Source organism: Pseudomonas oligotrophica, from assembly GCF_021726475.1.
Classification (GTDB): Bacteria; Pseudomonadota; Gammaproteobacteria; order Pseudomonadales; family Pseudomonadaceae; genus Stutzerimonas; species Stutzerimonas oligotrophica.
This window is the reverse complement of record NZ_JAKJRU010000006.1, coordinates 327249-352746: the sequence shown is the minus strand read 5'-3', so window position 1 is coordinate 352746 and position 25498 is coordinate 327249. Positions and strand designations below refer to the sequence as shown.

Below are 25498 nucleotides of genomic sequence, written 5' to 3'. Positions count from 1 at the left end.
GAGACGGCATGAGCACCTGCGACCATTCCAACTGGCAACCTGATCACGACTACCGCCCGCTGGAGCATGGTGCCGAGCGCCAGACCTGGCTGGTCGCCGCCCTGACCGGCGTGACCATGGTGGTGGAGATCGCCGCCGGCTACATGCTCAACTCCATGGCCCTGCTCGCCGATGGCTGGCACATGGCGTCGCACATGGTGGCCATCGGCCTGGCCGCGTTGGCCTACCTGCTGGCGCGCCGCTATTCGAAGGACCATCGGTTCGCCTTCGGCACCTGGAAGATCGAAGTGCTGGCGGGCTTCTCCAGCGCGCTGCTGCTGGTGGTCGTGGCGGTGATGATGATCGTCGAGTCGCTGCTGCGCTTCTGGTCGCCGGCGCCGATCGGCTTCGACGAGGCCATCGGCGTCGCGGTCGTCGGGCTGATCGTCAACCTGGTCTCGGCCTGGCTGCTGCACGAGCACCACGACCACGGCCATCATCATGCCGACCACGACCACGACCACGACCACGACCACGACCACGACCACGACCACGGGCAGCCGGCGCAGGGCGGCCGTGACCTCAATCGGCATGCCGCCTTCGTCCACGTGCTGACCGATGGCCTGACCTCGGTCGCCGCCATCGTCGCGCTGCTGGGTGGCAAGCTGTTCGGCTGGGACTGGCTGGACCCGACCATGGGCATCGTCGGCGCCGTGGTGATCCTGATCTGGGCGCGCGGCCTGCTGCGCGAGACCGGCAAGGCGCTGCTCGATCGGGAGATGGACGACCCGCTGGTGCACCAGATCCGTGCAGCGCTCAGCGCCGTCCCGGACACCGAGGTGACCGACCTGCACCTGTGGCGGGTCGGGCGGGCGCAGTACAGCTGCATCCTCAGCGTGGTGACGCACCAGGACCGTTCGGCCGACCGCTACAAGCAGGAACTGGCACGTTTCCCGCAGCTCGTCCATGTGACCGCCGAGGTCAACCGTTGCACCGACCCGGCCGGCCGTTGCTAGGCATTTCGTCGAACACCGGGGCGCAGAAAAAACCGCCAGCGAATCGAAAAGTCATTTGCCTGTCATAAGTTTTGCGTTATTACGAAACTCAGACCGCCGAACCCTGTGCAACAGGTGGCGGCCACTGGGTGGCCCCGAGCCCGCCGGCACCCAACGTCCGCTCACCTCGTCGTCGTACGGCGGTCACCTCCGACGGAGCAACGCACTCCGTCGCCGCTACTACGAAGAAGGTGATCGGTATGGATGATTACGGTACCTCCCGCGCGACCCAGCCCACCCTTTACGTCCTCGACACGAACGTCCTGATCCACGATCCAAACGCCTTGCTGAACTTCCAGGAGCACCAGGTCGCGATTCCCATGACCGTGCTCGAGGAGCTGGACCAGCTCAAGACCGGCAAGCACACCGTGGCCGCCGAATGCCGCCAGGCCATCCGCCTGATCGATCGCCTGCTCGGCGATGCCTCGCCCGAGGAGGTGGAGGCCGGCGTACCGATCCAGCGTGGCAAGTCAGGGCCCTGCGGCAGCCTGTCGATCCTCATGAGCCGGCCGGGCGAGGCCAAGGGCCTGCCGGAGGACCTGAACGACAACAAGATCATCAACCTGGTGGTGATGCTCAGCAAGGAGCGCGCCGGCGTGCCGGTGGTGCTGGTCACCAAGGACATCAACATGCGCCTGAAGGCGCGCGCCTGCGGGGTGGCGGCCGAGGACTACCATACCGACCAGCTGGTGGATGACGTCGGCCAGCTGTCGCCGGGCTACCACAGCCTCAGTGGCTCGTTCTGGGACCGCGTCAGTACCGTCGAGACGCAGCAGGGGCATGGCCGTACCTGGCATCGGGTGCAGCTGGTCGACAACCTGCCGGCCGTGCACGTCAACGAGTTCGTGCTCGACGAGCAGGGCTTCGTCGGCTGGATCAAGGGCATCGAGGGCGACGAGCTGCTGCTGCTCGACATGCACCAGGAGCCGCTGCTGCACCAGGAGGCCTGGGGCCTGCGCCCGCGCGACATCCACCAGGCGCTGGCGCTGTATGCGCTGCTCGATCCGGACATCCACCTGGTCAACCTGTCCGGCGCGGCGGGCTCGGGCAAGACCATCCTGGCGCTGGCGGCGGCCATCGAGCAGACCGTGGTGAGCAAGCGCTACCGGCGCATCATCGCCACGCGCAGCGTGCAGGGGCTGGACGAGGACATCGGCTTCTTGCCCGGCACCGAGGCCGAGAAGATGGAGCCCTGGCTGGGAGCCATCACCGACAATCTCGAAGCGCTGCACATGGATGACGAGAACACCCACGGCAGCATCGACTACATCCTGCAGAAGGTGCCGCTGCAGTTCAAATCACTCAACTACATCCGCGGGCGCAGCTTCCAGCAGAGCCTGATCCTCATCGACGAGTGCCAGAACCTCACCCCGCACCAGATGAAGACCATCATCACCCGCGCCGGCAACGGCTCGAAGGTGGTCTGCCTCGGCAACCTGGCGCAGATCGACACTCCCTACCTGTCGGCCACCAGTTCCGGCCTGACCTACCTCACCGAGCGCTTCAAGGACTTCTCCCACGGCGTTCACATCACCCTGCAGGGCGTACCGCGTTCGATCCTCGCCGAGTACGCCGAGGCCCACATGTAGCCCACCGGGCATGGGGCTGGAGCCTGTGCGCTCCAGCTTCCGCCCGCCAGCTGCGCTACACTGCGGGCCTTTCATAGCCAGCAGGATTTCCCATGCTCACCCATCTCGATTTCCAGGGGCGCGCCAGCATGGTCGACGTGACCGACAAGGCCGTCACCGCACGCGAGGCCACCGCCGAGGCGCGCGTGCGCATGCGCCCCGAGACGCTGCAACTGATCCAGCAGGGCGGCCATCCCAAGGGCGACGTGTTCGCCGTGGCGCGCATCGCCGGCATCCAGGCGGCGAAGAAGACCCACGAGCTGATCCCGCTCTGCCATCCGCTGTTGTTGACCAGCATCAAGGTCGAGCTCGCGCCCGAGGGCGAAGACTGCGTGCACATCCGTGCCGTCTGCAAGCTGGCCGGGCAGACCGGCGTGGAAATGGAAGCGCTGACCGCGGCAAGCGTCGCCGCGCTGACCATCTACGACATGTGCAAGGCGGTGGACAAGGGCATGGTCATCGAAGGCGTGCGGCTGCTGGAGAAGCGCGGCGGCAAGAGTGGACACTGGCAGGTGGAATCATGATTCGTGTGCAGTTCTATGCCCGTTATCGGGAAACCCTCGACAGCGACGGCGAGCAGCTGGCCTGGAGCGAGCGGCTGGCCAGCGTGGATGGCGTGCGGCAGGCGTTGCTCGCGCGCGGCGGCGCCTGGGAGGTGCTGGCCGAGCGCAACCTGATGTGCGCGCGCAACCAAGAGTTGTGCAGCCTCGCCGAGCCGCTGGAGGATGGCGACGAGGTGGCGTTCTTCCCCACCGTCACGGGAGGTTGAGATGGGCGTTCGAGTCCAGCAGGCGGCGTTCGACCCGGGCGCCGAACTGAACGCGCTGCACGCGGCCAACCTCGGCATCGGCGCAGTGGTCGGTTTCGCCGGCTATGTGCGTGATTTCAACGACGGGCGCGACGTGGCGGGGATGTTCCTCGAACATGCGCCCGGCATGACCGAGAAGGCGCTGGAGAAGATCGTCGCCGAGGCCGGGCAGCGCTGGCCGCTGCTGCGTTGCGACGTGCTGCACCGGGTCGGCCCGCTCGAGCCCGGCGAGCCGATCGTCTTCGTCGGCGTGGCCAGCGCCCACCGCGAAGCGGCGTTCGAGGCCTGCCGCTTCGTCATGGACTACCTGAAGACCCGCGCACCGTTCTGGAAAAAGGAAACCACGCCGGATGGCCCGCGCTGGGTCGAGGGGCGCGACAGCGACCAGCGGGCGGCCGAGCGCTGGCAGCAGGATTGAGCGTCGGGCCGGGCGCGTGGCGCCCGCCGGCTCTCAATGGAAGCTGATGTACATCTTGAAGGCGAGGGTGGAGAACATGGTGAGTACGCCGACCGCCAGCACCGCCACGCCCCATTGCCGTTCACGGAAGCTGTAACCCACGCACAGCAGCACGAAGCCGGTGGTGATCAGCAGGATAAGCCAGTCGAGATGCTGCATGCCCTGTCCCTTGTGCCGTTTCACGTCGCGATAAAGCCACTCTAGCCCTGCGAGGCGAGGCCGGCGCTGACCTGAATCAGCCCCGCCGGCCTCGGCGCAGGCGCGCGGGCAGCTAGCGGTGACGGGGCACCGCGGCCAGCAGTTCGGCCGGGGGCATCTCGCAATGGATCTTGCGGCCGATCAGTTCCTCGATCGGCGGCAGGGCGAAGGCATCGTCCTCGCCGGCGAAGCTGATCGAGGTGCCGCTGCTCCCGGCGCGGCCGGTACGGCCGATGCGGTGCACGTAGTCGTCCGGCACTTCCGGCAGGGTGAAGTTGATCACGTGGCTGATGCCGTCGACGTGGATGCCGCGGCCGGCGACGTCGGTGGCCACCAGCACGCGGATCTTGCCCTCGCGGAAACCTTCGAGCACCTTGATGCGCTTGTGCTGCGGCACATCGCCGGACATCTGCGCAGCGCTGATGCCGTCCTTGGTCAGGCGTTCCTCGATGCGCCGCACCTGATCCTTGCGGTTGGCGAAGACCATCACCCGTTCCCAGTTGTTCTGGCTGATCAGGTTGTAGAGCAGCTTGTACTTGTCGGCCTCGGCCACGGCGTAGACATGCTGCTCGACGGTCTCGCTGGCGACGTTCTCCGGCTCGATCTCGACGACCGCCGGGTCGACGGTCCATTGCCGGGCCAGGTTCATCACGTCGTCGGTGAAGGTCGCCGAGAACAGCAGGGTCTGGCGCTCGCCCTTCATCGGCGTCTGCCGGATGATCTGCCGCACCTGCGGAATGAAGCCCATGTCGAGCATGCGGTCGGCCTCGTCGAGCACCATCACCTCGACCATGTCCAGGTGCACCTCGCCGCGCTGGTTGAAGTCCAGCAGGCGGCCGGGGGTGGCGACGAGGATGTCGCAGAAGCGCGACTCGAGCTGCTTGAGCTGCTTGTCGAAGTCCATGCCGCCGACGAAGCTCATCACGTTCAGCCTGGTGTACTTGGTCAGCGCCAGGGCGTCGTTGGCGATCTGCACCACCAGCTCGCGGGTCGGCGCGATGATCAGCGCGCGCGGCTCGCCCATGTAGCGCTCCTTGGGCGGCGGCGTTTCCAGCAACTGGGTGATGGTGGAGATGAGGAAGGCGGCGGTCTTGCCGGTGCCGGTCTGCGCCCGGCCGATGGCGTCGCGGCCCTTGAGCGTGTAGCCCAGCACCTGCGCCTGGATCGGCGTGCAGTAGGGAAAGCCGAGATCGTGGATGGCGTGCATCAGCTCGGGGGCGAGCCGGAAGTCGTGGAAGCGCGTCTTGCCTTCGGCCGGCTCGACGACGAAGTCTTCCAGCTTCCAGGGGGCGGCCTGCTCGGCGGCTGGCTTGGCGCTGCGCTTGCGGCGGGGCTTGGCCGGCGCGTCGTCCGATCGGCTCTCGGCGACGACGGGCACCTGGGGTTCGGGTTGGCGGGCGACGGGCGCCTGCGGGACGGGGGCTGGCGAACTGGCGGGCTGCACCTGGCTGTCGCCCTTGCCGAGCATTTTCTTGAGTGCCTTGAGCACGATGTTCTCTTTATCGACGGAAAAGTTGCCCCGGAGTTTAAAGCAAGACATGGGCAGGGGCGAAGCACTGCGCCATCCTGTCCCGGGGGCGGAGTTCAGCCGCTGAGGCGGTTGCGCCCCGCTTGCTTGGCCTGGTACAGCTCGCGGTCGGCGCGCTCGATGACTTCGGCCAGGCTGTCGCCGGGTTGCCAGACGGCCAGGCCGATGGAAATGGTCACGCCGGGCAGCCGGCCGATCGGGGTGGGGAAGTGACGGATGCGCTCGATCGCCTGGCGCAGCCGCTCGCCGATCGCGCGCGCCGCCTCGGCGGCCAGTTCCGGCAGCAGGATGGTGAACTCCTCGCCGCCGTAGCGCACCAGGCAGTCCTTGGGGCGCAGCTGCGCCGCCAGGGTACGCGCCACCAGGGCGAGCACATGGTCGCCGGCCAGGTGGCCGTGGCGGTCGTTGTAGCGCTTGAAGCGGTCGACATCGAGCATGAGCATGCACATGGCGCTGCCATTGATGGCGCAGCGCGCGCTGTCGCGCTCGTAGGCGTGCTCCAGCCAGCGGCGGTTGAACACGCCCGTGAGCATGTCGACGTTGGCGTTGTGCTCACTGTCGACGATCAGGCGGTCGCTCAGGCGGACGCGCTCGCACAGCAACAGCGCCAGGTTGTGCATCAGCCGCGGCGATTCGCCGAGCACGGCGAGGTCGCGTGTGTGCAGGCGCAGCAGGGTGCAGGGCTGGTTGGCGACGACGAAGATGGTCGGCGGCAGGTGGTCGATGAAGCTCACCTCGCCGGCGCAGTCGTTGGTGTCGATGACCCGCAGCGGCTGGCTGTCGAGCGAGTCGACGTACACCGTCAGGCTGCCGTGCAGGACCATATAGAGGTAGCGGTTGGTCTGGTGCGGGCTGAGGAGGGTCTCCTCGGCCTCGATGGTGCATACCTCGCAGTGCGCCAGCAGCCTGGCCAGCTCCGCGCCATCCACGCCATGCAGCAGGCGCAGGCGACCGAGGCGGGCAGGGGCCACCGGCTGCTCGACGATCTTCATGGGGTCGCCCGCTGACCGCGAGGTTGCGTCTGGCCCTGCATGGCAAGCGGTCCTCCGCTGCGATGGCTACAACCGGGCGGCGGATCGACGGTCCCTTCAGCTTCCGCAGTCGGTCCTGCAAGCGTAGTCGATCCGCCGCCCGCCAGCTCAGCCGATGCGCTGCGCCAGCCAGGCGCCGATCTCGAGGATTTCCTCGGGGCGCACTTCATGCGCCATGGGGTAGTCGCGCCATTGCACCTCGACCCCGGCGGCAGCCAGGCAGTCGTGCGCGGCGCGCCCCATGGCGAGCGGGACCACATCGTCGAAGCGCCCATGCAAGCACAGCGCCGGCACGCCGCGTGCCGACTCCGTGAGTTCCAGTTGCTCGGCGAAGGTCGGCGCATAGGTCGACAGCGCCAGGACACCGCCCAGCGGACCCTGCCAGCGCAGGAAGGCCGTGTGCAGCACCACCGCGCCACCCTGGGAGAAGCCGGCGAGGAAGATGCGCGCCGGGTCGATGCCGGCGTCGCGCTGCGCTTCGATCAGGCCGATGACCAGCTGCGCCGAGGCTTCGAGCTGGTCCTGGGCAATCGCGCGGGCCGGGCTCATGGCGAGGATGTCGTACCAGCTGGGCATGCTGTAGCCGCCATTGATGGTCACTGGGCGCGTCGGTGCCTGCGGCAGGACGAAGCGGGTGCTGTCCAGGCGCTGCTGCAGGGCCTGGGCGACCGGCTCGAAGTCGTATCGATCGGCGCCCAGGCCGTGCAGCCAGATGACACAGGCGTCGGCCGGACGGGTGGGTTCGAGGATCAGGGGTTGGTTCATGCTGGCTCCAGTTCGGGGCGGTTCGCCTCGTCCTGGGGCGTGGACGAGGCCGGTGGCGCGAGGTTAACCGCTAAGCCCGGTGCGCTGCACGCCCGCTGCCGCCGGCTGGGCGCGATGCGGCCGGCTGGTACGCCGCTTGCTATGGCCTGTCTGCGGCAGGCTCGTGCCGCGGGCAAGGTTGCCGTACGGGCGCGGGCGACTAGACTCTGGACTGGCTCCGCAGCGTAGCGGCCAATGGCCGTGTCGGCAGCAGACCCAGACCCCGAGAATAAAAAAGCAAACTGGAGGTTTCGATGACACGGGTGAAATCCACTCTGGCCGTACTCGGCGCGGCGGCACTGCTCGGCGCGAGCGGTGTGACCCACGCCGGGGCGACTCTCGATGCGGTGAAGAACAAGGGCTTCGTGCAGTGCGGCATCAGCGACGGCCTGCCGGGCTTCTCCTTCGCCGATGCCAAGGGGCAGTACCAGGGAATCGATGTGGATGTCTGCAGGGCGGTCGCGGCCGCGGTCTTCGGTGATGCCGGGAAGGTCAAGTTCAGCCCGCTGACAGCCAAGGAGCGCTTCACCGCGCTGCAGTCCGGCGAAGTCGACGTGCTGTCGCGCAACACCACCTGGACCAGCTCGCGCGACGCGGCGATGGGCCTCAACTTCACCGGCGTCACCTACTACGACGGCCAGGGCTTCCTGGTGAACAAGGAGATCGGCGTCAACAGCGCCAAGGAGCTGGACGGCGCCACCGTCTGCATCCAGGCCGGCACCACCACCGAGCTGAACCTCTCCGATTACTTCCGCGCCAACAACCTCAAGTACACCCCGATCACCTACGACACCTCGGACGAGAGCGCCAAGTCGCTGGAGTCCGGGCGCTGCGACGTGCTGACCTCCGACCAGTCGCAGCTCTACGCCCAGCGCATCAAGCTGGCCAAGCCGGACGACTACGTGGTGCTGCCGGAAGTCATCTCCAAGGAGCCGCTCGGCCCGGCGGTGCGCCAGGGCGACGAGGAATGGTTTGATATCGTGCGCTGGACGCTGTTCGCCATGCTCAATGCCGAGGAACTGGGGGTGACCGCGGCCAACGTCGAGGACATGGCCAAGACCACCAAGAATCCCGACGTGGCGCGCCTGCTCGGCGCCGAGGGCGAGTACGGCAAGGACCTCAAGCTGAACAAGAACTGGGCCGTGCAGATCGTCAAGCAGGTCGGCAACTACGGCGAGGTGTTCGAGCGCAACGTCGGCAAGGGCAGCGAGTTGAAGATCGAGCGCGGGTTGAACGCGCTGTGGAACAAGGGCGGGCTGCACTACGCGCCGCCGGTGCGTTGATCGAGCCGGCCGGCGCTCCTGGCCGGCCGTTCCAAGGGATGAGCGTGGCCGGCGGGAGGATGCCGCCGGCCGCGCATCATGAGGTTTCCCTATGCGCACCAACGGATCTACCCGTCGCGTGGGTGGCTCGCTGCTCACCGACCCCCAGGCGCGTGCCTGGCTGTTCCAGATCGTCGCTGTCGTGGCGGTCGTCGCCTTTGGCTGGTTCCTGTTCCATAACACCCAGGCCAACCTGGCCCATCGCGGCATCAACTCCGGCTTCGGCTTCCTCGACAACGCCGCCGGCTTCGGCATCCCGCAGCACCTGATCGACTACAGCGAAAGCGATACCTACGGCCGGGTGTTCTGGGTCGGCCTGCTCAATACCTTGCTGGTCAGCGTGGTCGGCATCGTCCTGGCCACCGTGCTCGGCTTCGTGCTCGGCGTGGCGCGGCTGTCGCCGAACTGGCTGATCCGCAAGCTCGCCACGCTGTATATCGAGACCTTTCGCAACATCCCGCCGCTGCTGCAGATCTTCTTCGTCTATTTCGCCGTCATCGGCCCGCTGCCCGGACCGCGCGACAGCCTGAGCCTGGGCGACCTGGTGTTCGTCAACAACCGCGGCCTGCAACTGCCGGCCCCCAGCGCGGGCGATGGCTTCTGGGCGTTCTGGCTGGCGCTGCTGCTGGCGATCGTGCTCTGCGGCGTGCTGGCGCGCTGGGCGAAGGCGCGGCGCGATGCGACGGGGCGGCGCTTTCCGCTGTTCTGGTCGGCGCTGGCGCTGCTGGTTGCCGTCCCCTGGCTGGCCGCGCTGCTGTGGGGCAGCCCGTTCCAGTGGGACGTGCCGCAGTTGCAGCGCTTCAACATCCGCGGTGGCTGGACGGTGATTCCCGAGCTGGTCGCCATCGTCGTGGCGCTGTCGGTGTACACCGCGGCCTTCATCGGCGAGACGGTGCGCGCCGGCATCCAGGCGGTCAGCCGCGGGCAGACCGAGGCCGCGGCATCGCTCGGCCTGCGGCCCGGGCAGTTGCTGCGGCTGGTGATCATTCCCCAGGCGCTGCGGGTGATCGTGCCGCCGCTGACCAGCCAGTACCTGAACCTGGCGAAGAACTCGTCGCTGGCCGCCGCCATCGGCTATCCGGACATGGTCTCGCTGTTCGCCGGCACGGTGCTCAACCAGACCGGCCAGGCCATCGAGACCATGGCCATCACCATGAGCGTGTACCTGGCCATCAGCATCAGCATTTCGCTGTTGATGAACGCGTACAACAAGCGCATCGCGCTGACCGAGCGGTGAGGCTGCCATGACCCAACACGTGTTCAAGCCCGACCTGCCGCCGCCACCGCGCGAAGTCGGCCTGGCCGGCTGGCTGCGCGCCAACCTGTTCTCCAACTGGCTAAACGGCCTGCTGACCCTGCTGGGGCTGTACCTGGTCTGGCTGATCGTGCCGCCGTTGCTGGATTGGGCCATCTTCAGTGCCGACTGGTCCGGCGAGACACGCAGCGACTGCGGTCGCGAGGGCGCCTGCTGGGTGTTCGTGCAGGTGCGCTTCGGCCAGTTCATGTACGGCTTCTACCCGGTGGATGCACGTTGGCGGGTCGACGCCACGCTGTGGCTGGCGCTGGTCGCGGCGGCGCCGCTGCTGGTCCGCCAGTTCCGCCACAAGGTGCGCTACGGCCTGGCCTACCTGCTGGTCTACCCCTGGCTGGCCTTCTGGCTGCTGCATGGCGGCCTCGGCCTGCAGGTGGTGCCGACCAGCCAGTGGGGCGGGCTGATGCTGACCATCATCATCGCCGCGGTAGGCATCGCCGGCGCGCTGCCGCTGGGCATCCTGCTGGCGCTCGGGCGGCGCTCGGACATGCCGGCGATCCGCGTGCTCTGCGTGACCTTCATCGAGTTCTGGCGCGGCGTGCCGTTGATCACCGTGCTGTTCATGTCCTCGGTGATGCTGCCGCTGTTCCTGCCCGAGGGCATGAACCTCGACAAGCTGCTGCGCGCCATGCTGATGGTGATCTTCTTCGAGGCGGCCTACATCGCCGAGGTGGTGCGTGGCGGCCTGCAGGCCATCCCCAAGGGCCAGTACGAAGCCGCCGCGGCCATGGGCCTGGGCTACTGGCGGATGATGGGGCTGGTGATCCTGCCGCAGGCGCTGAAGCTGGTGATCCCCGGCATCGTCAACACCTTCATCGCGCTGTTCAAGGACACCAGCCTGGTGATCATCATCGGCCTGTTCGACTTCCTCAACAGCATCAAGCGCGCCACTGCCGACCCGGCCTGGCTGGGCATGTCCACCGAGGGCTACGTGTTCGCCGCGCTGGTGTACTGGCTGTTCTGCTTCGGCATGTCCCGTTATTCGATGCATCTGGAACGCCGGCTGGACACCGGCCACCGGAGCTAGGAGCCAATCATGAACGAAACCATCCAGGCCAAGACGGCCGACCAGCCGATCATCCTCATGCAGGGCGTGCACAAGTGGTACGGCCAGTTCCACGTGCTCAAGGACATAAACCTCAAGGTGCGCCAGGGCGAGCGCATCGTGCTCTGCGGCCCCTCCGGCTCGGGCAAGTCGACCACCATCCGCTGCCTCAACCGGCTGGAGGAGCACCAGCAGGGGCGGATCGTGGTCGACGGCCACGAGCTGACCAGTGACCTCAAGCAGATCGAGGCCATTCGCAGCGAAGTCGGCATGGTATTCCAGCATTTCAACCTGTTCCCGCACCTGACGGTGCTGCAGAACTGCACCCTGGCGCCGATCTGGGTGCGCAAGCTGCCGCGCCGCGAGGCCGAGGAGGTGGCCATGCACTACCTGGAGCGGGTGCGCATTCCCGAGCAGGCAAACAAGTTCCCCGGGCAGCTCTCCGGCGGCCAGCAACAGCGCGTGGCGATCGCCCGGGCGCTGTGCATGAAACCCAAGATCATGCTGTTCGACGAGCCCACCTCGGCGCTCGACCCGGAGATGGTCAAGGAGGTGCTCGACACCATGATCGCCTTGGCCGAGAGCGGCATGACCATGCTCTGCGTGACCCACGAGATGGGCTTTGCCCGTACCGTTGCCGATCGGGTGATCTTCATGGACAAGGGCGAGATCGTCGAGCAGGCCGCGCCGGAGGTGTTCTTCACCAGCCCGGAGAGCGACCGCACCCGGCTGTTCCTCAGCCAGATCCTCCACTGAGCGGCGCGCGGACACCGCCGCGAGGCACCGCCTGGCCTGCGATTGACGCCGGTCATGGGGTTGCGGTTGCGCCTGGCATGTAATCGCTGCCCATCATCGAGCTTCGGGAGGCGGGGCATGTCCAGGCACAGAAGAGGTGGCGTCACGCGTTCGCGGCAGGGCCTGGCGATCTGGCTGCTGGGAAGCCTGCTGGCCGTCGCCGCGCAGGCCCAGGAGTCATGGAGCGCGGCGGACATCCGCGCTTCTCGCCACTTGCTGCGCGAGGCCACTACGGCGCAGGCGCCGGTCTACCAGGCCGATCCGCTGGGGCTGATGCTGGTGGTCGAGGCCGGCGATTCCCACGTCTCGATCCTCGATGGCGCCAAGCTCGAGCCCTTGCATCGCCTCGCCACCCGGGCGCAGCTGCAGGGCAGTCCGGGATTCACCGGCGACGGTCGCTACGCCTTCTTCCTTTCCCGCGACGGCTGGGTGACCAAGTACGACCTGTGGACGCTCGAGGCCGTGGCCGAGGTGCGGGCGGGGCTGGACGCGCGCACCCTTGCCGTCGACCCGGCCGGCGACCATATCGCCGTGGGCAACCACCGGCCCCATACCCTGGTGCTGCTGGACGGCGAGCTGAACCTGCTCAAGTCCATGCCGGCCCTCGATCAGAAGGCCGAGCGCAGCTCCGAGGTGTCGGCGGTCTACAGCGCGCCGTGGCGGCGGTCGTTCGTCGTGGCGATGAAGGACATCGCCGAGTTGTGGGAAGTCGGCTACGACCCGCAGGCCGGCGACATGGCGGTCGGCCGGGTGCATGACTTCCAGTACCGGGAAGGCACCTTCGTCACGGCCTATCTCAATCCGCGACGCATCGAACTGGACGTGCCGCTGGATGACTTCTTCCTCAAGCCCGGTCAGGCCGAGCTGTTCGGGGTGTCGCGGCAGGGCGAGGTGCCGGTGATCCAGCTGGATGCGCGCCAGCGAATCGGCAGCCTGCCCTTGCACGGCCGTCCGCAACTGGGCACGGCCGTCAGCTGGCGCCGCCAGGGCGTGACGCTGATGGCCAGCAGCAACCTGGCGCTGGCGGAAGTCGCGGTGATCGATCCGCAGCAGCGCGAATTGCTGCGCCGCATCCCCCTGCAAGGTCCGGGGACTTTTCTTGCGGGCCATGAGCAGAGCCGCTACCTGTTCGTCGATTCGAGGCTGGCGGCCGATTCGCGGCATGTGCTGCAGGCGATCGACCGGGACACCCTGGAAATCGTGTGGCACTTCACCGCCGCGCCGGGCGAGACGCTGGCGCCTGTCGAATTCACCCGCGACGGGCGCTACGCGCTGGCCAGCCTGGGGCGCGACGACGGCGCCGTGATCGTGCTCGATACGCAACGCCTGGAAGAGGTCAAGCGCCTGCCGATGAAGCGACCGGTCGGCCAATATGGCGTCTGGCGCGCTATCGAGGCCCATTCGGGCGGTGCGCGATAGCGCCGGTCCGCGAGTCGGCTGCCGGGCTTGCATCGGGTCGCTGCCCCTCGAGCGCCGTCATGGGCTAGAATACGCGCCCCCGACTGCTCCCTCACCGAGGCTGTTCCGACGATGTTGATCCTGCGCGGCGCCCCCGCTCTTTCCGCCTTCCGTCATGGCAAGCTCCTGGCCCAGTTGACCGAGAAGGTCCCCGCGGTAAGCGGCCTGTACGCCGAGTTCGCCCACTTCGCCGAGGCCAGCGACGTGCTCGGTTCGGACGAGCAGCAGGTGCTGGCGCGTCTGCTCAAGTACGGCCCCAGCGTCCCGGTGCAGGAACCGAGCGGCCGGTTGTTCCTCGTGGTGCCGCGCTTCGGCACCATCTCGCCGTGGTCGAGCAAGGCCAGCGACATCGCGCACAACTGCGGCCTGGGCAAGATCCAGCGCCTGGAGCGCGGCATCGCCTACTACGTCGCCGGCGAGCTGTCCGAGGCTGACGCCCAGCTGATCGCGGCCGCGCTGCACGACCGCATGACGCAGATCGTGCTCGAGCGCTTCGAACAGGCCGAAGGCCTGTTCAGCCATGCCCAGCCGCGCCCGCTGACCGCGGTGGACGTGCTCGGCGGTGGGCGTGGCGCGCTGGAGAAGGCCAACGTCGAGCTGGGCCTGGCCCTGGCCGACGATGAGATCGACTACCTGGTCAAGGCCTTCACCGAGCTGGCGCGCAACCCGCACGACATCGAGCTGATGATGTTCGCCCAGGCCAATTCCGAGCACTGCCGGCACAAGATCTTCAATGCCAGCTGGGACATCGACGGCCAGAGTCAGGACAAGTCGCTGTTCGGCATGATCAAGAACACCTACGAGATGCACCGCGAAGGCGTGCTCTCGGCCTACAAGGACAACGCCGCAGTGATCGTCGGCAACGTCGCCGGGCGCTTCTATCCGAATCCTGCGACCGGCGAGTACGCCGCCAGCCAGGAGCCGGTGCACATCCTGATGAAGGTGGAGACGCACAACCACCCGACCGCCATCGCGCCGTTCCCCGGCGCCTCCACCGGCTCGGGCGGCGAGATCCGCGACGAAGGCGCCACCGGCCGCGGCGCCAAGCCCAAGGCCGGCCTGACCGGTTTCACCGTCTCCAACCTGAACATCCCGGGCTTCCTGCAGCCGTGGGAGAAGCCCTACGGCAAGCCCGAGCGCATCGTCACGCCGCTGGACATCATGATCGAAGGCCCGCTGGGTGGCGCCGCGTTCAACAACGAGTTCGGCCGCCCGGCGCTGACCGGCTATTTCCGTACCTTCGAGCAGGCCGTGCAGACGCCGCGCGGCGAGGAAGTGCGCGGCTACCACAAGCCGATCATGCTCGCCGGCGGCATGGGCAACATTCGCGAGGAGCACGTGCAGAAGGGCGAGATCTCGGTCGGCGCCAAGCTGATCGTGCTCGGCGGCCCGGCCATGCTGATCGGCCTGGGGGGCGGCGCGGCCTCGTCGATGGCCACCGGCACCAGCTCGGCGGACCTGGACTTCGCCTCGGTACAGCGCGACAACCCGGAGATGGAGCGGCGCTGCCAGGAAGTCATCGACCGCTGCTGGCAGCTGGGTGACGCCAACCCGATCAAGTTCATCCACGACGTCGGCGCCGGTGGCCTGTCCAACGCCTTCCCGGAACTGGTCAACGACGGCGGCCGCGGCGGTCGCTTCGAGCTGCGCAACATCCCCAACGACGAGCCGGGCATGGCCCCGCACGAAATCTGGTGCAACGAATCCCAGGAGCGCTACGTGCTCTCGGTCGATGCGGCCGACTTCGAGCGCTTCAAGGCCATCTGCGAACGCGAGCGCTGCCCCTTCGCGGTGGTCGGCGAAGCCACCGCCGAGCCGCACCTGACGGTCGCCGACCGCCATTTCGACAACAAGCCGGTGGACATGCCGCTCTCCGTGCTGCTCGGCAAGCCGCCGCGCATGCATCGCAGCGCCAGCCGCGAGGCCGAGCTGGGTGACGACTTCGATGCGGCCAAGGTCGACCTGGCCGAGGCGGTCGGCCGTGTGCTGCATCATCCCGCCGTGGCCAGCAAGAGCTTCCTGATCACCATCGGCGACCGCTCGATCACCGGCCAGGTGGCCCGCGACCAGATGGTCGGTCCCTGGCAGGTGCCGGTGGCCGACTGCGCCGTGACCGCCACCAGCTACGACGTGCACACCGGCGAGGCGATGGCGATGGGCGAGCGTACCCCGCTGGCGCTGCTCGATGCCCCGGCATCCGGACGCATGGCCATCGGCGAGACCATCACCAACCTGGCGGCGGCGCGCATCGCCTCGCTGGCCGACATCAAGCTCTCGGCCAACTGGATGGCCGCCGCCGGCCACCCCGGCGAGGATGCGCGGCTGTACGACACCGTGCGCGCGGTCGGCATGGAGCTCTGCCCGCAGCTGGGCATGACCATCCCGGTGGGCAAGGACTCCATGTCCATGAAGACCCGCTGGCAGGAGCAGGGCGCTGAAAAGAGCGTCACCTCGCCGCTGTCGCTGGTGGTTTCCGGCTTCGCCCCGGTGAGCGATATCCGCGGCACGCTGACCCCGCAGCTGCGCCTGGACAAGGGTGCCACCGACCTGATCCTGATCGATCTCGGCCGCGGGCAGAACCGCATGGGCGCCTCCATCCTCGCCCAGGTCTACGGCCAGCTCGGCCGCCAGGCGCCGGACGTCGACGATGCCGAAGACCTCAAGGCCTTCTTCGCCGTGCTGCAGGGGCTCAACCAGGACGACCTGCTGCTGGCCTATCACGACCGCTCCGACGGCGGCCTGCTGACCACCCTGGTGGAGATGGCCTTTGCCGGGCATTGCGGTCTCAAGCTGGCGCTCGACGGCTTGCTGGAGCGGGCCGAGGAAGCACCGGCCCTGCTGTTCAACGAAGAGCTGGGGGCGGTCATCCAGGTTCGCCAGGGCGATACCGAGCTGGTCCTCGGCCAGTTCAGCGCCGCCGGCCTGGGCGACTGCGTCGCGGTCATCGGCCAGCCGACCAACAACGGCCATATCGCCATCCAGTTCGCCGGCAACGAACTGTTCGCCGGTGAGCGTCGCCTGCTGCAACGCCAGTGGGCCGAGACCAGCTACCGCATCCAGCGCCTGCGCGACAACGCCGCCTGCGCCGACCAGGAGTTCGATGCCATCCTCGAAGAGGACAACCCGGGCCTGCACGCGAAGCTGACCTTCGACGTGAATGCCGACGTGGCGGCGCCCTACATCAAGAAGGGCGTGCGGCCGAAGGTGGCGATCCTGCGCGAGCAGGGCGTCAACGGCCAGGTGGAAATGGCGGCCGCGTTCGACCGCGCCGGCTTCAGCGCGGTCGACGTGCACATGAGCGACATCCTCGCCGGGCGCATCGACCTCGAGGCGTTCAAGGGCCTGGTCGCCTGCGGCGGCTTCTCCTATGGCGACGTGCTCGGTGCTGGCGAGGGCTGGGCCAAGTCGATCCTGTTCAATGCGCGTGCCCGCGACGGCTTCCAGGCCTTCTTCGAGCGCAGTGACAGCTTCGCCCTGGGCGTGTGCAACGGCTGCCAGATGATGAGCAACCTGCACGAGCTGGTACCCGGCAGCGAGGCCTGGCCGCACTTCGTGCGCAACCGTTCCGAGCAGTTCGAGGCGCGGGTGGCGATGGTGCAGGTACAGGACTCGCCGTCGATCTTCCTGCAGGGCATGGCCGGCTCGCGCCTGCCGATCGCCATCGCCCACGGCGAGGGCCACGCGGAGTTCGAAAGCGAGGAGGCGATGCTGCAGGCCGACCTTTCCGGCACCGTGGCGCTGCGCTACGTGGACAACCACGGCAAGGTCACCGAGCGCTACCCGGCCAACCCCAACGGCTCGCCGCGCGGCATCACCGGCCTGACCAGCCGCGACGGCCGGGTGACCATCATGATGCCGCACCCCGAGCGGGTGTTCCGCGCGGTGACCAACTCCTGGCGCCCGGACGAGTGGCAGGAGGATGGCGGCTGGATGCGCATGTTCCGCAACGCGCGGGTGTGGGTCGACTGACGGTCGCGCATGCGCCGACACACCGAGGCCCGGAAGCCGATGGCTCCCGGGCCTTCGTTTTTGTGCGCCAGCGCACCTGGCGCGACAGAACTCCGGCTGTCCGGCTGCGTCTGAACATGAATTGGCTCACCGACGTTGCGTGCGAGTGATGGCAATATGATGTCGTCGGCGTTGCGCCGGCTCGATCGAGGCTGGAGGAAACGATGTACAAGCTGTGTTTCTACGTCCCGGAGTCCCACCTGGAAAGCGTGAAGACCGCCGTCTTCGCGGCCGGTGGCGGGCGGATCGGCAATTACGACAGCTGCTGCTGGCAGGTCCTGGGGCAGGGGCAGTACCAGCCGCTGTCGGGCAGCCAGCCGTTCATCGGGACGCAGGGCCAGGTGCATCGGTTGGCCGAATGGAAGGTGGAGATGGTCGTCGGCGACGAACTGATCCACGAAAGCGTCAAGGCGCTCAAGCGGGCGCATCCCTACGAGACGCCGGCCTTCGAGGTCTGGCGCCTGTCCGATCTGCAGTTCTGAGGGAACTCAGGGGCGGATTTCGATCAGCGTGCCGTTGCCGACCAGCCGCCAGATCTCCTGCATGTCGTCATTGCGCAGGGCGATGCAGCCCTCGGTCCAGTCGAGGGTATGGAAGAACCACTCCGGATATTCCTCGTCCACCGGCGTGCCGTGCAGCATGATCATGTCGCCCGCCGGCACGCCCTTGGCCTGGGCATGGGCCAGGTCCCGCGCGTTCGGGTAGGAGATGTGCATCGACAGGTTGAACTTGTCGCTGGTCTTGCGCCAGTCGATCCAGTAGAAGCCTTCCGGTGTGCGCATGTCGCCTTGCTGCTGCTTGGGCCCGTTCGGCTGCTTGCCCAGCGAGACGCGATAGCTCTTCAGGGTCTGGCCGCGGCTGAGCAGGTGCAACTGGCGCTCGGACTTGACCACCAGCACCTTGTCCACCAGCGGGCCCTGCAGGCTGGGTGTGGCATTGGCGTGGCCGAGGGTGGTGAACAGCAGGCAGAAAAGGGCGAATGGCCAGCGCATCGGGTGTTCCTGGTTCGAACTGCATCAGGCCTTGGTTGCAGCGCCGCGCAACGGAGCCAATGTCTCGTTGCGTACCGGGAAGGCCTGCAGGGCCCGGTCGGCGAAGAAGCATTCTAGGGTACGGCCGACGGTCGGAAAAGCCAGCTCCGACCAGGGAATGTCGTCCTGTCGGAAAAGCCGCACCTCCAGGCTCTCCTCTCCCGGCGCGAAGGCCGGAGACGCCAGTTCGGCACGGAAGAACAGGTAGACCTGGTCGATGTGCGGCAGGTCGAACAGGGTGTAGAGCTGCAGGTCGCGCACCACGGCGCAGGCTTCCTCCAGGGTCTCGCGCGCGGCAGCCTGCTGCAGGGTCTCGCCGTTCTCCATGAAGCCGGCCGGCAGGGTCCAGAAGCCCCGTCGCGGTTCGATGGCGCGCCGGCACAGCAGCACCTGCTCCTCCCAGGTCGCCAGGCAGCCGGCGACGATGCGCGGGTTCTGGTAGTGCACGGTCTGGCAGCCGTCGCAGACGAAGCGCGGGCGGTTGTCGCCCGGCGGTATCCGGCTGGCGACCGAGGCGCCGCACTGGCTGCAGTATTTCATGGTCTTCCCTTGTGGAGGCACTGCTTGCGCCGGGCCTGCCGCGGGCCTTGGGCGGTCGCTTCTTTCATGCCATGATGCCAGTCAAAGACGAAACGGGAAGAGTATGCTCGACACAATTCTCCAACGGGTGCGCGATTATTCCCCGCATCTCCTGGAGCCGGAGGGGCGCCTGCCGGAGGCGGCGGTCCTGATGCCGATCACCCGCAGCGACGATCCGGAACTGATACTGACCTTACGCGCCAGCGGGCTGTCGACCCATGGCGGCGAAGTCGCCTTTCCGGGTGGCCGGCGCGACCCGGACGACCGTGACCTGATCCACACTGCGCTGCGTGAGGCCGAGGAAGAGGTCGGCCTCGCCCCGGGCATGGTGGAGGTGGTCGGGCCGCTCAGCAGCCTGGTCTCGGTACATGGCATCCATGTCAGCCCCTATGTCGGCATCGTTCCGGACTACGTCGAGTATCGCGCCAACGACGCCGAGATCGCCGCGGTGTTCTCCGTGCCGCTGAGTTTCTTCTGCGAGGATCCGCGTGAGGTGACCCACCGCATCGACTATCGCGGGCAGGCCTGGTACATCCCTTCCTACCGCTACGGTGATTTCAAGATCTGGGGCCTGACGGCGATCATGATCGTCGAATTGGTCAACCTGGTGTACGACGCCGGGATCGAAATGCGCCGTGCACCGGCCAGCTTCATCGACCTGCGCGGCAGGCCGAGCAGCTGATGGCATCGTCACAACAAGAACAGAGGAAGCGCCCGTGAAATATCGTCTGGGACAAGCACAGGTCGAGGCCCACCCGCAAAGCTGGGTGGCGCCCAATGCAACGCTGGTCGGCAAGGTGCGGCTGGAGGCCGGCGCCAGCGTCTGGTTCGGCGCCGTGCTGCGCGGCGACAACGAGCTGATCCATATCGGCGAGAACAGCAACGTGCAGGACGGCAGCGTCATGCACACTGACATGGGGCATCCGCTGACCCTGGGTACCGGCGTGACGGTCGGCCACAACGCCATGCTGCACGGCTGCGTGGTCGGCGACTACAGCCTGATCGGGATCAACGCGGTGGTGCTCAACGGCGCGCGCATCGGCAAGTACTGCATCATCGGCGCCAATACCCTGGTGCCCGAGGGCAAGGAGATTCCGGACGGTTCGCTGGTGGTCGGTACGCCGGCGAAGGTGATTCGCGAGCTCAGCGAGGAGCAGAAGAAGATGCTCGAGGCGAGTGCCGCGCACTATGTGCAGAACGCGCAGCGTTATGCCCGCGATCTGGCGGAGCAGGGCGAGTGAGCGACAAGCAGCGACCGGTCGCCTCGCCCTGCGTGAGTCTATGCGCGCTGGACGAACACGACCTCTGCCTCGGCTGCCAGCGCAGTGCGCAGGAAATCACCCGCTGGGGCCAGATGAGCGACGACGAGCGTCGCGAGGTACTGCGGCGCTGCGACAAGCGTGCCCGCCAGAACGGCCAGTTCATGTAATCCGGCGCCGTCACGGCGCCTGCACGAGAGAAGCATCATGTCCCGAATCGGTACCCCCTTGTCGGCCAGCGCGACGCGCGTCCTGCTCTGCGGCTCCGGCGAGCTCGGCAAGGAAGTGGTGATCGAGCTGCAGCGCCTGGGCGTCGAGGTGATCGCCGTCGATCGCTACGCCAACGCCCCGGCCATGCAGGTCGCCCATCGCTGCCACGTGGTCGACATGCTCGATGGCGCCGCATTGCGCGCGGTGATCGAGCAGGAACGACCGCACTACATCGTTCCGGAAATCGAGGCCATCGCCACCGCCACCCTGGTGGAGCTGGAAGGCGAGGGCTATACGGTCATCCCGACCGCGCGAGCGGCGCAACTGACCATGAATCGCGAAGGCATCCGCCGCCTGGCCGCCGAAGAGCTGGGGCTGCCGACCTCTGCCTATCGCTTCGCCGACAGCCTGGAGCAGTGTCGCGAGGCGGTCGAGGCGCTGGGCTATCCGTGCCTGGTCAAGCCGGTGATGAGTTCGTCGGGCAAGGGGCAGTCGGTGTTGCGCTCGGCCGACGACATCGATGCCGCTTGGGCGTATGCGCAGGCCGGCGGCCGTGCCGGTCGCGGGAGGGTGATCGTCGAGGGTTTCATCGATTTCGACTACGAGATCACGCTGCTGACCGTGCGCCACGCGGCCGGCACCAGCTTCTGCCAGCCAGTCGGCCACCGCCAGGCGAAGGGTGACTATCAGGAATCCTGGCAGCCGCAAGCGATGTCGCCGGTGGCGCGCGCCGAGGCCGAGCGCATCGCCCTGGCCGTGACCGAGGCCCTCGGTGGGCGCGGCATCTTCGGCGTCGAGCTGTTCGTCAAGGGCGATCGGGTGTGGTTCTGCGAGGTTTCGCCGCGCCCCCATGACACGGGCTTGGTGACACTGGTGTCGCAGGATCTCTCGGAATTCGCCCTGCACGCGCGGGCCATTCTCGGCCTGCCGATCCCGGCGATCCGCCAGCTCGGGCCGTCGGCGTCGGCGGTGATCCTCGCCGAGGGGGAGTCGGAGCGGGTCGCCTTCGCTGGCCTCGAGGCGGCGCTGGGCGAGCCCGGCACGGCCTTGCGCCTGTTCGGCAAGCCGGGCGTCAGCGGCCAGCGGCGCATGGGCGTGGCGCTGGCGCGCGATGCGTCGGTCGAGGCGGCGCGCGCAAAGGCCCTGCGCGCAGCGGGCGCGGTGCGCATCGAGTTGTGAGGCAGGGTGGGCGCCGGGTCGCCGGCGCCCTGGTTCATTCGTCGCGCGCGGCCTGCTCGTTGCGTTCCTGGATCGGCCAGGCACGCACGCTCTTCACCCGATTTTCGGCCGCCTGCAGGATTTCCATGCGGTAGTTGCCGATCTGCAGGCAGATGCCGCTTTCGGGCATCTGCTCCAGCGCCTCGGTGATCAATCCGTTCAGCGTCTTGGGGCCATCGCAGGGCAGCTCCCAGCCGAGCGAGCGGTTGACCTCGCGCAGGTAGGCGGCGCCGTCGATCACCAGGGTGCCGTCGTCCTGGGGGTGGATGTCCGGGCTGCGCAGGCTGTCCTGGTTGCTGAACTCGCCGACGATCTCCTCGAGAATGTCCTCCAGGGTGACGATGCCCAGCACATCGCCGTATTCGTCGACGACGATGCCGATCCGGCGCTTCTCCTTCTGGAAGTTCAGCAGCTGGGTCGACAGCGGCGTGCCCTCGGGAATGAAGTAGGGCGGCAGGCAGGCTTCCAGCAGGTTTTCCTTGGTCAGCTGGTCATGGCTGAGCAGGCGCGCGATCTGGCGCATGTGCACGATGCCTTCGACCTGGTTGATGTCCTGGCGGAACACCGGCAGGCGGGTGTGCGAGGTGGTGCGCAGCTGGCCGAGGATGGTCTCCAGGTCATCCTCTAGGTCGATGCCGGCGACCTCGTTGCGCGGGATCATGATGTCGTCGACGGTGACCCGTTCCAGGTCGAGGATGCCGAGCAGCATGCTCTGGCGATTGACCGGCAGCGCACTGCCGGCCTCGCGCACCACGCTGCGCAGTTCTTCGGTGGAGAGGCTGTCGCTGCGCTTGCTGGTCGGGTCGATGCCGGTCAGCTTGAGCAGGTTGTTGCTGATCCAGCCGAGCAGGACCACCAGCGGGTAGAGCAGCTTCTGCAGCAGGCTGAGCGGCAGGCTGACCGGATAGGCGATCAGGTCCGGACGCAGCGCGGCGAAGGTCTTGGGGGTGATCTCGCCGAAGATCAGCAGGGCGATGGTCAGGCCGATGGTGGCGATGGCGATGCCGGCCTCGCCCCAGAGTTGCATCGCCAGCACCGTGGCGATGGACGAGGCGAGGATGTTGACGAAGTTGTTGCCCACCAGGATGGTGCCGAGCAGCCGGTCCGGGCGCGCCAGCAGGTCGGTCACCCGGCGGGCGCCGCGGTGCCCTTCCTTGGCCAGGTGCCGCAGGCGATAGCGATTCAGGCTCAGCATGCCGGTCTCCGAGCTGGAGAAGAAGGCGGAGCAGAGCAGGAGGAAGACCAGCAGGCCGAACAGGAAGCCGGGGTGTAGATTTTCCACGGACGGGGCCTTGGGCTAGATATGCAGGATGAATTCGCGCACCAGCTTGCTGCCGAAGTACGCCAGCATCAGCAGGCAGAAACCGGCGAGGGTCCAGCGGATGGCCTTGTAGCCGCGCCAGCCGAGCTGGTGCCGGCCCCACAGCAGCAGGCCGAAGACCACCCAGGCGACGACCGACAGCAGGGTCTTGTGCACCAGGTGCTGGGCGAACAGGTCGTCGAGGAAGATCCACCCCGACAGCAGCGATGCGCTGAGCAGGATCCAGCCGGCCCAGAGGAAGCCGAACAGCAGGCTTTCCATGGTCTGCAGCGGCGGGAAGTTGCGGATCAGGCCGGAGGGGGTCTTGTGCTTGAGATGGTGGTCCTGCAGCAGCAGCAGCAGCGACTGGAACACGGCGATGGTCAGCATGCCGTAGGCCAGGATCGAAAGCAGGATGTGCGCCAGTATGCCCGGCTCCTCGGTGATGGCCGGCGCGGTGCCTGAAGGGGCGAACTGGGCGAAGAGCACGGTCAGGCTGCCCAGCGGGAACAGCAGCAGCAGCAGGTTCTCCACCGGCATGCGCTGCAGGGCCAGCAGGATCAGCAGGATGACCGCGGCGGCGATTAGGCTCGAGGCATTGAAGAAGTCAAGGTGCAGGCCGTTCGGCGAGAGCAGCTGCATGAACAGGCTGAGCCCGTGGGCCAGCAGCGCCAGGGCGCCAAGGCCCAGCAGCAGCGACTTGCTCGGTACCGCGCGGCTGGCCAGGCGCATGCCTTGGTAGCCCGTGGCACCAGCGTAGAGAAGGGCGGCGGCGAGACTGGGCAGCAGAGGGTGCATAGGTTCTGGTAGCGGGCTCGAAAGGTCGTGAGTGTGGCACAAACGCCCTGGCGGCAAAAGCCGCAAGGCTGTGGCCCATCCGCCAAAAGGCTGCGCCCGGGGTACCGGCTCGCGAGGTTCCGCTTCTATAATCGCCGCCTTCACCACACCAGCGTGGAACGGCTCATGTTCGAAAACCTAACCGATCGCCTGTCGCAAACGCTTCGCCATGTCACCGGCAAGGCGAAGCTGACCGAAGACAACATCAAGGACACCCTGCGGGAAGTGCGCATGGCGCTGCTCGAGGCCGACGTCGCCCTGCCGGTGGTCAAGGAGTTCGTCAACAAGGTCAAGGAGCGCGCGGTCGGTACCGAGGTGGCCAAGAGCCTGACGCCCGGGCAGGCCTTCGTGAAGATCGTTCGCGCCGAGCTCGAAGAGCTGATGGGAGCGGCCAACGAGGACCTCGCGCTCAACGTGGCGCCACCTGCCGTCGTGCTGATGGCGGGCCTGCAGGGCGCGGGCAAGACCACCACGGTCGGCAAGCTGGCGCGCTTCCTCAAGGAGCGCAAGAAGAAGTCGGTGCTGGTGGTGTCGGCCGACGTCTATCGCCCGGCGGCGATCAAGCAACTGGAGACGCTGGCCGCCGAAGTGGGCGTGACCTTCTTCCCGTCGGACACCAGCCAGAAGCCGGTGGACATCGCCCAGGCGGCGATCCGCGAGGCCAGGCTCAAGTTCATCGACGTTGTGCTGGTCGATACCGCCGGCCGCCTGGCCATCGATGCCGAGATGATGGCCGAGATCCAGGCGGTGCATGCGGCGATCAAGCCGGCGGAGACCCTGTTCGTGGTCGATGCCATGACCGGCCAGGACGCGGCCAACACCGCGCGGGCGTTCGGCGACGCCCTGCCGCTGACCGGCGTGGTACTGACCAAGGTCGACGGTGACGCGCGCGGCGGTGCGGCGCTCTCGGTACGGCATATCACCGGCAGGCCGATCAAGTTCCTCGGCATGGGCGAGAAGAGCGACGCGCTCGAGCCGTTCCACCCCGATCGCATCGCCTCGCGCATCCTCGGCATGGGCGACGTGCTCAGCCTGATCGAGCAGGCCGAGCAGACGCTGGACCGCGAGAAGGCCGAGAAGCTCACCAAGAAGCTGAAGAAGGGCAAGGGCTTCGATCTCGAGGACTTCCGCGACCAGCTGCAACAGATGAAGAACATGGGCGGGCTGGGCAGCCTCATGGACAAGCTGCCGGCCATCGGTGGCGTCAACCTGGCGCAGATGGGCAGCGCCCAGGGTGCCGCGGAGAAGCAGTTTCGCCAGATGGAGGCCATCATCAATTCGATGACCCCGGCCGAGCGACGCAACCCCGACCTGATCAGCGGCTCGCGCAAGCGGCGCATCGCGCTTGGCTCCGGTACCCAGGTGCAGGATGTCGGGCGGCTGATCAAGCAGCACAAGCAGATGCAGAAGATGATGAAGAAGGTCACCGGCAAGGGTGGCATGACCAAGATGATGCGCGGCCTGGGCGGTATGCTGCCCGGCGGTGGCATGCCGAAGTTCTGAATCCTCGCCGCGGCGGGCGCTGTTGTCGGCCGTCGCGGAAAAAGCCATTTGCAAAAATCCGCATAATCCTTAAAATGTGCGGCCTTTCGGGCCTTGGCCCTGTTTCCAAGATTTGCTGTACCGAACCTACAGG

The 25498-nt window shown here is 67.3% G+C and carries 25 protein-coding genes; 17 read left to right on the top strand and 8 right to left on the bottom strand.

Annotated features, from left to right (window positions below):
* Positions 1 to 8 precede the first annotated feature (8 nt).
* From dmeF to moaE, 5 genes are all read left to right on the top strand, one after another.
* Complete coding sequence (dmeF, locus tag L3N39_RS14980) at positions 9 to 995, top strand: CDF family Co(II)/Ni(II) efflux transporter DmeF (protein WP_237258252.1); 987 nt, start codon at positions 9 to 11, stop codon at positions 993 to 995.
* A 239-nt stretch (positions 996 to 1234) separates the two neighbouring features.
* Entirely contained in the window at positions 1235 to 2623 is a 1389-nt protein-coding gene (locus L3N39_RS14975; protein WP_237258251.1) for a PhoH family protein, read from the top strand.
* Between the two features lie 92 nt (positions 2624 to 2715).
* Complete coding sequence (gene moaC, locus L3N39_RS14970; protein ID WP_237258250.1) at positions 2716 to 3186, top strand: cyclic pyranopterin monophosphate synthase MoaC; 471 nt, start codon at positions 2716 to 2718, stop codon at positions 3184 to 3186.
* Positions 3183 to 3431 (top strand): MoaD/ThiS family protein, encoded by a 249-nt coding sequence (locus tag L3N39_RS14965; protein WP_237258249.1) that lies wholly within the window; start codon positions 3183 to 3185, stop codon positions 3429 to 3431. The genes moaC and L3N39_RS14965 overlap by 4 nt, the downstream gene beginning before the upstream one ends.
* 1 nt (position 3432) lies before the next feature.
* Positions 3433 to 3888: a molybdopterin synthase catalytic subunit MoaE gene (moaE, locus tag L3N39_RS14960; protein WP_237258248.1), complete on the top strand. Its 456-nt coding sequence runs from the start codon at positions 3433 to 3435 to the stop codon at positions 3886 to 3888.
* 33 nt (positions 3889 to 3921) lie between these two features.
* Here moaE and L3N39_RS14955 read toward each other — a convergent pair whose 3' ends face one another.
* The 4 genes from L3N39_RS14955 to L3N39_RS14940 all read right to left on the bottom strand — a co-directional run bounded on the left by L3N39_RS14955 (position 3922) and on the right by L3N39_RS14940 (position 7449).
* Positions 3922 to 4086 (bottom strand): hypothetical protein, encoded by a 165-nt coding sequence (locus tag L3N39_RS14955; protein ID WP_237258247.1) that lies wholly within the window; start codon positions 4084 to 4086, stop codon positions 3922 to 3924.
* A gap of 112 nt (positions 4087 to 4198) precedes the next feature.
* Positions 4199 to 5614: an ATP-dependent RNA helicase RhlB gene (gene rhlB / locus L3N39_RS14950; RefSeq protein WP_237258246.1), complete on the bottom strand. Its 1416-nt coding sequence runs from the start codon at positions 5612 to 5614 to the stop codon at positions 4199 to 4201.
* Positions 5615 to 5709: 95 nt separating this feature from the next.
* The gene (locus L3N39_RS14945) at positions 5710 to 6645 is read right to left on the bottom strand and encodes a GGDEF domain-containing protein (protein WP_237258245.1); all 936 of its coding nucleotides are present in this window, start codon (positions 6643 to 6645) and stop codon (positions 5710 to 5712) included.
* Between the two features lie 147 nt (positions 6646 to 6792).
* Positions 6793 to 7449: an alpha/beta hydrolase gene (locus L3N39_RS14940; RefSeq protein WP_237258244.1), complete on the bottom strand. Its 657-nt coding sequence runs from the start codon at positions 7447 to 7449 to the stop codon at positions 6793 to 6795.
* A 293-nt stretch (positions 7450 to 7742) separates the two neighbouring features.
* Between L3N39_RS14940 and L3N39_RS14935 the strand changes: the two genes are divergently transcribed.
* From L3N39_RS14935 to L3N39_RS14905, 7 genes are all read left to right on the top strand, one after another.
* On the top strand, positions 7743 to 8771 hold the full coding sequence (locus tag L3N39_RS14935; protein ID WP_237258243.1) for an amino acid ABC transporter substrate-binding protein: 1029 nt from the start codon (positions 7743 to 7745) through the stop codon (positions 8769 to 8771).
* 91 nt (positions 8772 to 8862) lie between these two features.
* Positions 8863 to 10047 carry an amino acid ABC transporter permease gene (locus L3N39_RS14930; RefSeq protein ID WP_237258242.1) on the top strand — a complete coding sequence of 395 codons (1185 nt, stop codon included), beginning with the start codon at positions 8863 to 8865 and terminating at the stop codon, positions 10045 to 10047.
* A gap of 7 nt (positions 10048 to 10054) precedes the next feature.
* Positions 10055 to 11149 (top strand): amino acid ABC transporter permease, encoded by a 1095-nt coding sequence (locus tag L3N39_RS14925; protein ID WP_237258241.1) that lies wholly within the window; start codon positions 10055 to 10057, stop codon positions 11147 to 11149.
* Positions 11150 to 11158: 9 nt separating this feature from the next.
* Positions 11159 to 11923 (top strand): amino acid ABC transporter ATP-binding protein, encoded by a 765-nt coding sequence (locus L3N39_RS14920; RefSeq protein ID WP_237258240.1) that lies wholly within the window; start codon positions 11159 to 11161, stop codon positions 11921 to 11923.
* 117 nt (positions 11924 to 12040) lie between these two features.
* Positions 12041 to 13381, top strand: coding sequence for a cytochrome D1 domain-containing protein (locus L3N39_RS14915; RefSeq protein WP_237258239.1), 1341 nt, complete (start codon positions 12041 to 12043; stop codon positions 13379 to 13381).
* 111 nt (positions 13382 to 13492) lie between these two features.
* Entirely contained in the window at positions 13493 to 17389 is a 3897-nt protein-coding gene (purL, locus tag L3N39_RS14910; protein ID WP_237258238.1) for a phosphoribosylformylglycinamidine synthase, read from the top strand.
* A gap of 203 nt (positions 17390 to 17592) precedes the next feature.
* A complete protein-coding gene (locus L3N39_RS14905; protein ID WP_237258237.1) occupies positions 17593 to 17910 on the top strand; it encodes a YqfO family protein in 318 nt (105 codons plus the stop codon).
* 6 nt (positions 17911 to 17916) lie between these two features.
* Here the strand turns inward: L3N39_RS14905 and L3N39_RS14900 are convergent, their stop codons facing one another.
* Together L3N39_RS14900 and L3N39_RS14895 are read right to left on the bottom strand one after the other, a co-directional pair.
* Positions 17917 to 18420 (bottom strand): L,D-transpeptidase family protein, encoded by a 504-nt coding sequence (locus L3N39_RS14900; protein ID WP_237258236.1) that lies wholly within the window; start codon positions 18418 to 18420, stop codon positions 17917 to 17919.
* 24 nt (positions 18421 to 18444) lie between these two features.
* Positions 18445 to 18999: an NUDIX hydrolase gene (locus L3N39_RS14895; protein WP_237258235.1), complete on the bottom strand. Its 555-nt coding sequence runs from the start codon at positions 18997 to 18999 to the stop codon at positions 18445 to 18447.
* Between the two features lie 103 nt (positions 19000 to 19102).
* Between L3N39_RS14895 and L3N39_RS14890 the strand changes: the two genes are divergently transcribed.
* The 4 genes from L3N39_RS14890 to purT are packed head-to-tail and all read left to right on the top strand — an operon-like array spanning position 19103 to position 21686.
* Positions 19103 to 19720 (top strand): CoA pyrophosphatase, encoded by a 618-nt coding sequence (locus L3N39_RS14890; protein WP_237258234.1) that lies wholly within the window; start codon positions 19103 to 19105, stop codon positions 19718 to 19720.
* 34 nt (positions 19721 to 19754) lie between these two features.
* Positions 19755 to 20279, top strand: a complete 525-nt coding sequence (locus tag L3N39_RS14885) for a gamma carbonic anhydrase family protein (RefSeq protein ID WP_237258233.1) — start codon at positions 19755 to 19757, stop codon at positions 20277 to 20279.
* On the top strand, positions 20276 to 20467 hold the full coding sequence (locus tag L3N39_RS14880; protein WP_237258232.1) for a DUF1289 domain-containing protein: 192 nt from the start codon (positions 20276 to 20278) through the stop codon (positions 20465 to 20467). Before L3N39_RS14885 ends, L3N39_RS14880 begins: the two co-directional genes overlap by 4 nt.
* A 37-nt stretch (positions 20468 to 20504) precedes the next feature.
* On the top strand, positions 20505 to 21686 hold the full coding sequence (gene purT, locus L3N39_RS14875) for a formate-dependent phosphoribosylglycinamide formyltransferase (RefSeq protein WP_237258231.1): 1182 nt from the start codon (positions 20505 to 20507) through the stop codon (positions 21684 to 21686).
* A 34-nt stretch (positions 21687 to 21720) separates the two neighbouring features.
* Here purT and L3N39_RS14870 read toward each other — a convergent pair whose 3' ends face one another.
* Positions 21721 to 23007: an HlyC/CorC family transporter gene (locus L3N39_RS14870; protein WP_237258230.1), complete on the bottom strand. Its 1287-nt coding sequence runs from the start codon at positions 23005 to 23007 to the stop codon at positions 21721 to 21723.
* A gap of 15 nt (positions 23008 to 23022) precedes the next feature.
* Complete coding sequence (locus L3N39_RS14865; RefSeq protein ID WP_237258229.1) at positions 23023 to 23823, bottom strand: cytochrome C assembly family protein; 801 nt, start codon at positions 23821 to 23823, stop codon at positions 23023 to 23025.
* 165 nt (positions 23824 to 23988) lie between these two features.
* Between L3N39_RS14865 and ffh the strand changes: the two genes are divergently transcribed.
* Positions 23989 to 25365: a signal recognition particle protein gene (gene ffh / locus L3N39_RS14860; protein WP_237258228.1), complete on the top strand. Its 1377-nt coding sequence runs from the start codon at positions 23989 to 23991 to the stop codon at positions 25363 to 25365.
* Positions 25366 to 25498 lie beyond the last annotated feature (133 nt).

Excerpts from the sequence above, each read along its gene's own strand:
- purT (WP_237258231.1), top strand. The coding sequence starts at position 20,505 with ATGTCCCGAATCGGTACCCCCTTGTCGGCCAGCGCGACGCGCGTCCTG.
- L3N39_RS14930 (WP_237258242.1), top strand. The coding sequence starts at position 8,863 with ATGCGCACCAACGGATCTACCCGTCGCGTGGGTGGCTCGCTGCTCACC.
- L3N39_RS14900 (WP_237258236.1), bottom strand. The coding sequence starts at position 18,420 with ATGCGCTGGCCATTCGCCCTTTTCTGCCTGCTGTTCACCACCCTCGGC.
- dmeF (WP_237258252.1), top strand. The coding sequence starts at position 9 with ATGAGCACCTGCGACCATTCCAACTGGCAACCTGATCACGACTACCGC.
- L3N39_RS14890 (WP_237258234.1), top strand. The coding sequence starts at position 19,103 with ATGCTCGACACAATTCTCCAACGGGTGCGCGATTATTCCCCGCATCTC.
- L3N39_RS14945 (WP_237258245.1), bottom strand. The coding sequence starts at position 6,645 with ATGAAGATCGTCGAGCAGCCGGTGGCCCCTGCCCGCCTCGGTCGCCTG.
- moaC (WP_237258250.1), top strand. The coding sequence starts at position 2,716 with ATGCTCACCCATCTCGATTTCCAGGGGCGCGCCAGCATGGTCGACGTG.
- L3N39_RS14935 (WP_237258243.1), top strand. The coding sequence starts at position 7,743 with ATGACACGGGTGAAATCCACTCTGGCCGTACTCGGCGCGGCGGCACTG.
- L3N39_RS14965 (WP_237258249.1), top strand. The coding sequence starts at position 3,183 with ATGATTCGTGTGCAGTTCTATGCCCGTTATCGGGAAACCCTCGACAGC.
- L3N39_RS14955 (WP_237258247.1), bottom strand. The coding sequence starts at position 4,086 with ATGCAGCATCTCGACTGGCTTATCCTGCTGATCACCACCGGCTTCGTG.
- L3N39_RS14920 (WP_237258240.1), top strand. The coding sequence starts at position 11,159 with ATGAACGAAACCATCCAGGCCAAGACGGCCGACCAGCCGATCATCCTC.
- L3N39_RS14915 (WP_237258239.1), top strand. The coding sequence starts at position 12,041 with ATGTCCAGGCACAGAAGAGGTGGCGTCACGCGTTCGCGGCAGGGCCTG.
- purL (WP_237258238.1), top strand. The coding sequence starts at position 13,493 with ATGTTGATCCTGCGCGGCGCCCCCGCTCTTTCCGCCTTCCGTCATGGC.
- L3N39_RS14925 (WP_237258241.1), top strand. The coding sequence starts at position 10,055 with ATGACCCAACACGTGTTCAAGCCCGACCTGCCGCCGCCACCGCGCGAA.
- L3N39_RS14975 (WP_237258251.1), top strand. The coding sequence starts at position 1,235 with ATGGATGATTACGGTACCTCCCGCGCGACCCAGCCCACCCTTTACGTC.
- L3N39_RS14905 (WP_237258237.1), top strand. The coding sequence starts at position 17,593 with ATGTACAAGCTGTGTTTCTACGTCCCGGAGTCCCACCTGGAAAGCGTG.
- moaE (WP_237258248.1), top strand. The coding sequence starts at position 3,433 with ATGGGCGTTCGAGTCCAGCAGGCGGCGTTCGACCCGGGCGCCGAACTG.
- L3N39_RS14940 (WP_237258244.1), bottom strand. The coding sequence starts at position 7,449 with ATGAACCAACCCCTGATCCTCGAACCCACCCGTCCGGCCGACGCCTGT.
- L3N39_RS14865 (WP_237258229.1), bottom strand. The coding sequence starts at position 23,823 with ATGCACCCTCTGCTGCCCAGTCTCGCCGCCGCCCTTCTCTACGCTGGT.
- L3N39_RS14895 (WP_237258235.1), bottom strand. The coding sequence starts at position 18,999 with ATGAAATACTGCAGCCAGTGCGGCGCCTCGGTCGCCAGCCGGATACCG.
- ffh (WP_237258228.1), top strand. The coding sequence starts at position 23,989 with ATGTTCGAAAACCTAACCGATCGCCTGTCGCAAACGCTTCGCCATGTC.